Source organism: Microvirga aerilata, from assembly GCF_016743775.1.
Taxonomy (GTDB): domain Bacteria; phylum Pseudomonadota; class Alphaproteobacteria; order Rhizobiales; family Beijerinckiaceae; genus Microvirga; species Microvirga aerilata.
On record NZ_JAEQMY010000130.1, the window covers coordinates 1 to 9447 of the forward strand.

9 protein-coding genes and 1 pseudogene are annotated in these 9447 nt (G+C 61.3%); 5 read left to right on the plus strand and 5 right to left on the minus strand.

Annotation, left to right across the window (positions count from 1 at the left end; genetic code table 11):
- The first annotated feature begins 210 nt into the window (after positions 1-210).
- Together JKG68_RS29105 and JKG68_RS29110 are read left to right on the plus strand one after the other, a co-directional pair.
- Positions 211-939, plus strand: a complete 729-nt coding sequence (locus JKG68_RS29105; protein ID WP_202065559.1) for a vWA domain-containing protein — start codon at positions 211-213, stop codon at positions 937-939.
- A complete protein-coding gene (locus tag JKG68_RS29110; RefSeq protein WP_312891029.1) occupies positions 936-1649 on the plus strand; it encodes a DnaJ domain-containing protein in 714 nt (237 codons plus the stop codon). Before JKG68_RS29105 ends, JKG68_RS29110 begins: the two co-directional genes overlap by 4 nt.
- Positions 1650-1712: 63 nt before the next feature.
- Here JKG68_RS29110 and JKG68_RS29115 read toward each other — a convergent pair whose 3' ends face one another.
- Complete coding sequence (locus JKG68_RS29115) at positions 1713-2369, minus strand: dioxygenase family protein (RefSeq protein ID WP_202065561.1); 657 nt, start codon at positions 2367-2369, stop codon at positions 1713-1715.
- Between the two features lie 285 nt (positions 2370-2654).
- Positions 2655-3332, minus strand: a complete 678-nt coding sequence (locus tag JKG68_RS29120; RefSeq protein ID WP_202065563.1) for a protein-L-isoaspartate(D-aspartate) O-methyltransferase — start codon at positions 3330-3332, stop codon at positions 2655-2657.
- A gap of 203 nt (positions 3333-3535) precedes the next feature.
- Here JKG68_RS29120 and JKG68_RS29125 point away from each other — a divergent pair, with 203 nt between their 5' ends.
- Positions 3536-4093 (plus strand): L,D-transpeptidase, encoded by a 558-nt coding sequence (locus tag JKG68_RS29125; RefSeq protein WP_202065564.1) that lies wholly within the window; start codon positions 3536-3538, stop codon positions 4091-4093.
- A gap of 712 nt (positions 4094-4805) precedes the next feature.
- Here the strand turns inward: JKG68_RS29125 and JKG68_RS29130 are convergent.
- From JKG68_RS29130 to JKG68_RS29140, 3 genes are read right to left on the minus strand one after another with little or no spacing between them, the layout of a single operon-like run.
- A complete protein-coding gene (locus JKG68_RS29130; RefSeq protein ID WP_246516017.1) occupies positions 4806-5546 on the minus strand; it encodes an ATP-binding cassette domain-containing protein in 741 nt (246 codons plus the stop codon).
- 10 nt (positions 5547-5556) lie between these two features.
- Positions 5557-6732: an ABC transporter permease DevC gene (devC, locus tag JKG68_RS29135; RefSeq protein ID WP_202065565.1), complete on the minus strand. Its 1176-nt coding sequence runs from the start codon at positions 6730-6732 to the stop codon at positions 5557-5559.
- Positions 6729-7967 carry an HlyD family efflux transporter periplasmic adaptor subunit gene (locus JKG68_RS29140; RefSeq protein WP_202065566.1) on the minus strand — a complete coding sequence of 413 codons (1239 nt, stop codon included), beginning with the start codon at positions 7965-7967 and terminating at the stop codon, positions 6729-6731. The genes devC and JKG68_RS29140 overlap by 4 nt, the downstream gene beginning before the upstream one ends.
- A 160-nt stretch (positions 7968-8127) precedes the next feature.
- Between JKG68_RS29140 and JKG68_RS29145 the strand changes: the two genes are divergently transcribed.
- Both JKG68_RS29145 and JKG68_RS29150 read left to right on the plus strand, forming a co-directional pair.
- Complete coding sequence (locus JKG68_RS29145; RefSeq protein ID WP_202065567.1) at positions 8128-8781, plus strand: TetR/AcrR family transcriptional regulator; 654 nt, start codon at positions 8128-8130, stop codon at positions 8779-8781.
- Between the two features lie 382 nt (positions 8782-9163).
- Positions 9164-9325 (plus strand): annotated as a pseudogene (locus JKG68_RS29150) (transposase); the annotation flags it as partial.
- Positions 9326-9447: the final 122 nt, after the last annotated feature.

The window sequence follows — 9447 nt, forward strand, 5'->3', positions numbered from 1 at the left end:
GCGCCGCCGACACCGGCCACGCCGTTCGCCTGGCATCGCCCTGGTACCGAGGGCGGCATGACTTACCGGATGCACCACTAAATCGAGCATCCTTCCTGCCTGTTCTCCCATCTTCGCAGGTCTCCCAACCCGGACGTGCTAAGCTCTGCTTCTGTGTCCCGCATTTACAGGCGCTCCCTCAAGCCCCACATCTTTGGAGAGGGAGATACAATGGCTGACAAGAAGGATCTCACACGACCACCCGCAACTGCCGGCAGTCCAGCCTCAATGGTTGACTCATTTCTTTCGGAGGCCAAGCGGCTTGGACCGTTGGCAGGCAATGCACCGCGGGCGCGGCTCGTATTTGCTCTCGACGCCACCATGAGCCGGCAGCCCACCTGGGATCTCGCCTGCCGTGTCCAGGGCGAGATGTTTGCCGCAGCCAGTGAGGCCGGAGGACTCTCGGTGCAACTGGTCTACTTCCGAGGCTTCAGCGAGTGCCGCTCCTCCCGCTGGGTCGCCGATCCGCGGGCGCTGATGGACCTCATGACGAAGATCAGTTGCCGGGGAGGTCAGACCCAGATCGGACGGGTGCTCCGTCATGTCCGGACAGAGGCTGGCCAAGCGCCATTGAAGGTGCTCGTTTATGTCGGCGATGCCATGGAGGAGCTGATTGACGATCTCTGTGCCGTTGCAGGCGAACTTGGCTTGCTGGGCGTCATGCCCTTCATGTTCCATGAAGGGCATGACCCTGATGCCGCCTGTGCTTTTCAGGAGATCGCCCGCCTGAGCGGCGGAGCTTATGCCCGCTTTGATGCAGGAGCTCCCCACACCCTGTCGGAACTCCTGCGCGCTGCCGCGGCCTATGCGGCCAACGGTGTCGAGGGTCTCACTCGGTTGTCCGCTGGCAACGCACAGGCTCGCGTTCTGCTCACCGCCATGAACGGACACAAGCCGTGATGCTGCTGTACGGCATCGCGGCCGTCACCGTTCTATGGTTTTTCCTGAGCAACTTCGCGCATGCGAACCCAGCCTCCCTTGCGAAGCTTCTCAAGGTCATTGGCGGCATTGTGGCCCTTGGCATCGCGGGACTGCTCGCTATCCGAGGACGGATCGACATAGCCCTGCTGATCGGAAGTCTCGGAGCCTGGCTCCTCGGGTGGAGCCGCCTCGCTTTCCCCAATCTCGGCAGGCGAGCGCAGCCGGCTTCCGGCAGCACGTCACGTGTCCGCTCGCGGTTGATTGAGATGACGCTGGTTCACGACACCGGCGAGATGGACGGCTCCGTGCTTGCCGGTGCTTTTGCCGGGCAGCAACTCGGATTACTGGACGAGGCACGCCTGCGGAAGCTGCTGACGGAGTGCCAAGTCAGCGATCCCGATGGTGTCCGCCTTCTCGAGGCTTACCTCGACCGTCGCTTTCCTCATTGGCGTGAAGACACACAGGGTGTGGAGCAGCCGCGAGCAGACGCTCAGCCCGCATCGGGTGTCATGACTCCCGAGGAAGCCTACCGGATCCTAGATCTCCAACCAGGGGCCACCCACGATCAGATCCGGCAGGTACACCGGTCCTTGATGAAGAAGCTCCACCCGGATCAAGGCGGTTCGACTTATCTCGCAGCGCGGGTGAACCAAGCCAAGGACATTCTGTTGAGCCGGCATGAGGGGTAATCGATGATGATGCTGCAGCCACCGCCATCCTGGTTGAAGGGTGGATTGCTGATGATCCCGGATCTATGCCGCCACAATAATATCGAAGCGCCCATGGAGCGCGCCGGGCTCAGACACTTGCCCGGAAGACAAGGGCACAATCACGGTGCGGCGAGCCTGAGAGTCACGGATGCGGTTGAGGACCCCGTCCCGTGCGTTGAGGGGCTCGCCCTCAATGTACATCTGTGTGATCAGGCGTCCCTGCCCCGGCACATGCACGGCGAAGTGGATGTGGGGCGTCCGCCCTGGATATGGTACCGGGCGGATCGTGCGGAACCGGTATCGGCCCTGATCGTCCACCTGGGTGCGGCCATAGCCCTGGAAGGCATGGTCGATGCGACCCTGCCCGGCTGCACGGGGATGGCGGTAGATGCCATTCGCATCACACTGCCAGATCTCGACCACACTGCCGGGCTGCGGCTGCCCGCGGGTGTCCAGCACCCGCCCTGACACGTGGACCACCTGTCCAAGAGCCTGAGCGGTCTGACCTGTGACCTTCACCAGATCGTTGTCCATGTCGGGCGGGAGCTCGACCGGGTAAAAGGGCCCTTCCGTCTGCCCTGGTGTCGGGACAAGCTCGGCCGCAACCAGGCTCCTCGGGATGATGATAGAGGCTGACGTGATGGCAGCCTTGATCAGCAAAGAGCGTCGATCAGGATCGATGAGAGGATGGTGGCTCATGCGAGAACCCCAAGCGTGGATCACTGAATGGCAGCATAGACGATCAGCCTCTCCAGACCAGTTCGCCGCATCTCACATCGCACGAACGTGATGGCAGGCCTGCGCTCCAGGTTCGGGAATGAGACGGGCAGCCCCTGCAAGCATGCGCTGCCTTTGGTTTTCCGCTCGTCATGAAGGTCGGCTCAATGTGACCAGACGACGTTTGGCCCGGAGCTGTATGGATCTATCATCAGAGGAAGCCGACATCACTTTTAACGTATGAGCGGTCGCTAGGCTGGAGTGTTTTCAGGTGATTGTCTCGAGCCGGCCGAACCGCACAGGCAGGAGTTCCCGAACTCCAGTCTGACCATTGGCACCCTTCTCGATGACGGTGAGATGCTGCATCTCCTCCGGGCCCACCGGCATCACCAGGCGCCCGCCTAGCTTGAGTTGCTCAAGCAAGGCGGCGGGCACCTTGTCAGCCGCAGCCGATACGAGGATCTTGTCGAAAGGAGCATGCTCGCGCCAGCCGCGGGACCCGTCTCCCTCGCGGATCTCGATATTGGCATAACCGAGCTGTTGAAGGAGCTCACGTGCAACTCCGGCAAACTCCTCGACGATCTCAATGCTCCGGACTTGACCCGCAAGCTCCGCCAGGATCGCCGTCTGGTATCCCAAGCCCGTCCCGACCTCGAGCACCTTCTCGCTGGGTTGTGGCGATAGAAGATCGGTCATGAGCGCCACGATAAAGGGCTGCGAGATTGTCTTGTTGAAGCCGATGGGCAGGGGCGCGTCCTGATACGCATAAGGTGCAAGAGGGGCTGGGACGAACAGATGCCGTGGCACTTTCCGCATCGCAGCCATCACCCGCTCATCCAACAAGGCTCGGCCAATCTCGTCGCTGGCCAGATCCGCGTGGATGGCAACCATCTCGACCATATGCCGCCGCAGGATCACTAAGTGGCTCTCGTTCATTGGCTTCATGACACCGGCTTTCAATCGAATCACTTACTGGTCGTTCTACCTGCAAGCGATTGGCGAACCCTGAGTAACGCTCGGGAGGCCTGTCAGGTTGTCCCGATTGGCCGAGTCCCAAATCTCAGTCGGCCATGGAACCTTAGCCGGTTTCGGTGATCATTCCTTAAGAGCGCCTCGGCGGAGAGGGTGGGCAGCAGGCGGAGTGGACAATGCGGAGAATGATCTCGTTGATGGTCGTGCTGATTGCGGCCCTCGCCGGGGCGACCAAGGCCATGGGAGCCGAGGTCCTCATCTCGGTCAACAAGACAACGCAGCGCATGACAGTGATGGTCGATGGCGCTGAGCGGTACTCCTGGCCTGTATCGACAGGTCTGGCGGATTACGCCACTCCGACCGGAGCCTTCACGCCGTCTCGTCTGGTGAAGGACCACTATTCGAAGGAGTGGGACGATGCGCCGATCCCGCACTCAATCTTTTTCACTGACTCGGGGCACGCCATCCACGGGAGCCAGGCCATCCGCCGGTTGGGCACACCGGCCTCCCATGGCTGCGTGCGGCTGGCACCGGAGAACGCCAGGATCCTCTTCAGCCTTGTCATGGCGGAAGGGCTTGGCAACACGCGGATCGAGGTGACCGGCGTTGATCCTATCGGGACCAGACCGGGGGGCAGCTATGGCCGCCTGACCAGCTTCGATCCGCTAACATCCGGAATTATGGTTGGAGGTTCTGCTGCTCGCCTACAGTTAGAAACTCGCAGACGCCCGTAACGACGAAAGTGTGGTGGCAGACATAGGCCGCTCTGGGTCAGGAACCGAGATTCCTTACGCTTTCAGAACGTCCGGTTCGATGAGGATTGCCGCCCTCAAGCTCAGGTCTCAGGCGTGCCAGAAGCGGCCCTCCCATCGTTCGTCTCCAACGTTCCTCGCCGATCTCAGATCCAGGGCTGAGCCAGATGCTCTTGGGCTAGGGCTCGCTGGACAGCGGAGCGCTCCAGAACACGCCGGGCATATGGCCCCACATGGGGTCAGCTGGTGCCCGGCCGCTCCGTGTGCCACACGGTCAGGGCGTAGGCGTCGACGATACAGTAATCCGCCCCAATCAGTCAGGGGCCGCTTTGCCTGGCTAGATATCCATCGAGAATGTCGAAGTTGCGTGCAACAGCAGCTTCAGCGCCAGTCCTCAACTCGCCTAGCGCGGCCTCACTTGGGGCTGACCGGCTCGGGTGCAGATAGTTCGACAGAGCTGGCTCCAAGCCAGTCGCAAGCCATAGAAGCCTACTTGTAAGCGTGCGCCCTCTCAACACTCCCCAGCACTGGCATCAAGCTCGCCTGCGGGCGAGGGTCGGGTAGGTGAAGACAGTTCGCTCCAGCCTCGTAGACAACCAGTGGTCCGTCGACGACGAGGGGAAGAGCCTGTTTGATGTGGGCGTTAAGTACTCCGGCCGCTTGTGGGCGTCAGCGTAGCGGTCGCCGAAGACCCTCAGCTCAGGCTGCTGTCCTGCACAATGCGTCCTTCATCCATGGTGATGATCTGGTCAGCCAAATCCATGATCTTGCTATCATGCGTCACCATCAGCGTTGTTGTACCCCGCTCCGTCCCGAGACGTTTGAGAAGAGTCACCACGTTGAGCGCACTCTCTTTGTCGAGAGCTGCGGTGGGCTCATCGGCAAAGACAATATCAGGGTTGCCAATGAGGGCTCGGGCTACGGCGACGCGCTGCTTTTGCCCCCCGGAGAGATTGCCAGGCAGGTAGTTCAAGCGCTCCCGCAGCCCCAACAGGTCAAGGAGGTGAGCCGCCGCGCTTTCCCACTGTGCTGTCGCAGCCGGCCCATGCACCTCCAAGCCCATCCTTACGTTCTGCATTGCCGTAAGGCTGTCATGCAGGTTGTGGGCCTGGAAGATGAACCCGAGCCTGCGGCGGCACTGCACCAGCACATCCTCAGCCGCGCCGGCAAGCTCCATCCCCAGGAGAGTCACGCTGCCCTGTTGGACCCGGCGCAGACAGCCCATGAGAGTGAGTAAGGTCGTCTTCCCAGAACCAGATGCGCCAAGCAGAACAGTTAGCTTTCCGGGCTGGAGGACGAGATCGACGTCGAACAGCACCTGTTTTTTTGCCTCGCCCTCTCCAAACCAGTGCTCGAGCCCCCGCACGACAATCGGTGCAGCGGTCCTGCTCATAGAGCCGCCTGCCCGAAACTCAGAAGGTCCCATGCGGTCCATCCTACCCTCCTCAGAAGAGATCGGCGGGGTTAGCCCGGGCCAATTTGCGTGTGGCGATCGCTCCAGACAACAAACACATCCCGAGCACACCAATGAGTACGAACACAGCCCGTGCTCCTGTCATCGCCAGCGGCAGCCCGGTGGCGGCAGCGATCATGGCGTAAAGCCCGAGCGAGACAACAAAGCCAGGAATGAAGCCCAAAGCGGCGAGGATCGCCGCTTCCTCAAACACGATGCTGAGAAAGAACCGCTGCGGATAGCCGATTGCCTTGAAGGTTGCGTACTCCTTCAAGTGCTCGGCGACATCCGTCGAGAGCACCTGGTAGACGATGATGATGCCAACAAGTACGCCGATTACGATGCCAAAGCCAAAGACCAAACCTACAGGCCGCTGCGTTGTCTGGAAGGCCCGATCTTTGTCAAACGCCTCGGCGACAGTCCTCACTGAGCTATCGTAAGCGGGGAGCACGGCTCGAAGGCGCTCGATAGTGGAACGAACGTCAGCACCCGGTGCCAGGCTCACCAGGATGTGGTTTGGCGCTCCTGCGGCGCGCTGAGGGAACAGACGCAGGAAAGTCTGATCCGAGATGACGAGGTAACCATCCGCTGTAAAGCCGCCACCGATCTCGAAGGTGCCGACAACCGTCAGTGTGCGTCCCTTGACTTCAAAGCGGTATGGTTGCCCATTTGCGATTTGGGCGAAGAGGCCATCCGGGGCGTTCCGGGTCTTCGCGTCGATGAGCGCCACGTCAGCGCGTGCAATGTCTGCGAGCCGGGCTTCGATGGCAGGATTGCGGATGGTCTCGGACGAGGGGTCAATGCCGAACACATCAAGGTTGCGAATGGTCCCGTCGGACTGCTTCCACTCGATTTTGCCGTAGTAGAGCGGCGTTGCCCTCGCGACGCCCTCAACGGAGAGCGCCTCGAACATGCGTTGGCGCGGGAGAGGGCTGCCGTCCGCCGGCGTGTTCATGTCCGACGCCGAGATGAGGATGTCGGCATTCATCTGGTCATACGGCAGCCTGATGCTGCCAACGAGAGCCCCAAGGAAGCCGAGCTGCATGAGGACAAGAACGCTGGCGAAGGACACACCGGCTACCGCCGCCGGGAGCCGGGTCTTGTTGTGCACCAACTGGAGCCATCCAATCGGGAGCCGGCCGAGGAGTTTGGCGAGCAATTCGGTCATAGCTCGCCCCTGCTCGCGATGCGAGCTGTCACCTGCAGGTTTGTGAAGCGTTGGGCGAGACTAGAGGAGTCAGTCTCAAGGGCTACCGTGATCTTCACGACCCGGGCGTCAGTATTGGCCGCAGGGTTGGCGTCGACCACAGTTTGGCGGCCGACCTCAAGCCCAATCCGGGTCACGCTACCCTTGAGCCGCTGAGGCAAGGCTTCGGCTGTCACTTCCACGCTGTCGCCCACCAACACGCGACCGACCTGCGCTTGGTAGACTTCAACCTCGACGGTCATGCTGTCGATATTGCCAAGGTTCATCAGGCCTTGCGCACCAGGCTTCTCCCCCGGCCGAACATGGACGGTCAGCACAGTCCCAGTAATCGGAGCGCGGACATAGGCCTTGTCCAGATCCGCTTGGGCGCGGGCTAGATCAGCTCGAGCAGTATCCACGTTGCGCTCCGCTACTCGAACATCCGCCTGCGCGTCAAGATCGCCTGAGCCATAGCGGGAGAGGGTGGCTCGTGCCCGCTCCACCTCCCGTGCGGCCTCATCACGAGCGGCACGGCGCTGGTCAAAGGACTGTTCGGCCGCATAGCCACGTTGGCGCAGGATCTCCACCCGTTCGAATTCGCGAACCGTGTTCTGATACGTGGTCTCTGCGCGAGCGAGGGTGGCTCCTGCCTCGTCACGGCTGGCCTGCACGGAAGCTCTGACCTGGGCCAGGTTAGCCTCCCGGGCGGCAAGTTGGGCGCGCGCAGACCCAATGGCTGCCAGCAGCGTCCGCTCGCTGTCGAGAACGGCCAGCACGCTCCCGTGCTCGACGCGATCACCCTCCGTGACCTTCAGGCTTGCGACCCGCGCATCACCCGCGCCAAACGGTGGCGCGACGATTACCACCTCACCTTCGGGGAGAAGCCTGCCGAGACCCACAACCATCTGGCGGGTTGGGAGATCCGCAGCTCCGACTTGGCGGGGGTCAGGCCGTTGAACCGGCAGCGCGATGGGAGAGGACGTTCCGCCGCCGGGCTGCAATTGCAAAGCGGCCATAAGCTTCTGAAGACCCGGCGGCTGGAAGTAGAGGCCGATAAAACCACCCAGCGCCACAAGGGCGATTATCACTGGGATGAAGCGGGCGCGTCTTAGGACAGCACGCCAGCGCCACCGGTGTGGCCTGACCTCCGACGAGTGCCGAACGACCACGAGGGGCAGCCTCTTGCGCTCTGCAGTACCCGTTTTGGGATCAGCCATGATGGTGTGATGAGGTTGTACGGGTTGCGAGATGATCATGGCTAAGCCCGATCTGCTGAGATAGCGCTGGACGATTAATGACTATGTGGTCATTATAGCTGACATCAAAAGCATTGCAAACTCTAATGACCAGCAAGTCATTTGCAGCGTTGAGGCGTAAATGGACCAGCCAGTGACTACCACTCGACCGAGGCGACGGCGCAAGGAAGCCCGGCCAGCCGAACTGGTAAGGGCAGGACTTGAGGAGTTCGCGGTAAACGGCTTTGCGGGAACGCGTCTTGACGACGTTGCTCGCCGGGCTGGAGTTGCCAAAGGAACGATCTACCGCTACTTCCCGGACAAAGAGGCACTCTTCCTGGCTGCGGTGCGGACCGAAGTTGCACCGGTTTTTGAACAGATCAGCGGCTTTGTGGATGTCTATCCCGGCACCACCCGCGATCTTCTGAAGCTGATGTTTGAAACCCTTCACCGGCAGATGGTGAACTCGGATCTGCGGGTGCTGGTCCGCATCATCATCGCGGAAGGTGAGCGCTTCCCGGCTTTGACCGAGTTGTACTACACAGAGACGATCTCGAAAGGTCGTGCTCTCTTGGAGCAAATCGTGGCGCGCGGCATCGCCCGTGGTGAGGTGCGGCAAGGGGCTGCTGCTAACCTCCCGCTTGTGCTCGTAGCGCCTGCCCTGATGGCTGCCATTTGGCGTATGACCTTCGATCGATACGCCCACATCAGCAGCGAGGCCTTCCTAGACGCCCACATTGATGTGGTGTTCAATGGGCTTCTGACGCCTGACGCTGATCGAATTGGGAGGTCATGAAGCGGCCCACTGTTCTTCGCGCAAAGCAGCACGCAGACACCCTCTTGGGCGCCGCGACGTATGTGGGCGGGAGTGTGAGCGTTCTACCCGTTGCGATGAGCCGCAGGCACAGCGCTCAAGGGCAGCTTCGGGTCAGGCAGTGAAGTTCCTTGACTGGCAGGAACGTCCGATGTTCCTGTCCAAAGCCGAAGGTCGGCCCGTCCGGAATGTACCATAGCTGCCAATTCAGCCTCCGGTGGCTGGGGCAAGCGTCCGTTCCGAACTCGTCGGCGCATGGGCAGGCGGACCATCCTGCGGAGAGGTGGCTCGGGAAATTTGAACAGTGAGATAAGTGGAGTTTCTGCCTGATTGCGGCCAGAATGGCTGCCGAACAGGAGACCCCATGAGCAAGAGACCGCGCCGAAACCACTCTCCGGCTTTCAAGGCCAAAGTGGCCCTGGCTGCCGTGAAGGGCGAGAAGACCCTGGCCGAGTTGGCGCAGCAGTTCGATGTGCATCCCAACCAGATCACCCAATGGAAGGCCCAGCTCCTCGACGGGGCAGCCGACTGTCCGTTGTCAGAGTTTTTGGGGCAGCGGGCGGTCTGATCTAAGGAAGACTCGGGTCCATCTGGTTTCAGATTAGGCGGCCTGCATCTGGTGCTGCAAGCGTCGACTTTGGATGGTCC

Excerpts from the sequence above, each read along its gene's own strand:
- JKG68_RS29105 (WP_202065559.1), top strand. The coding sequence starts at position 211 with ATGGCTGACAAGAAGGATCTCACACGACCACCCGCAACTGCCGGCAGT.
- JKG68_RS29115 (WP_202065561.1), bottom strand. The coding sequence starts at position 2,369 with ATGAGCCACCATCCTCTCATCGATCCTGATCGACGCTCTTTGCTGATC.
- JKG68_RS29120 (WP_202065563.1), bottom strand. The coding sequence starts at position 3,332 with ATGAAGCCAATGAACGAGAGCCACTTAGTGATCCTGCGGCGGCATATG.
- JKG68_RS29125 (WP_202065564.1), top strand. The coding sequence starts at position 3,536 with ATGCGGAGAATGATCTCGTTGATGGTCGTGCTGATTGCGGCCCTCGCC.
- JKG68_RS29130 (WP_246516017.1), bottom strand. The coding sequence starts at position 5,546 with ATGGACCGCATGGGACCTTCTGAGTTTCGGGCAGGCGGCTCTATGAGC.
- devC (WP_202065565.1), bottom strand. The coding sequence starts at position 6,732 with ATGACCGAATTGCTCGCCAAACTCCTCGGCCGGCTCCCGATTGGATGG.
- JKG68_RS29140 (WP_202065566.1), bottom strand. The coding sequence starts at position 7,967 with ATGGCTGATCCCAAAACGGGTACTGCAGAGCGCAAGAGGCTGCCCCTC.
- JKG68_RS29145 (WP_202065567.1), top strand. The coding sequence starts at position 8,128 with ATGGACCAGCCAGTGACTACCACTCGACCGAGGCGACGGCGCAAGGAA.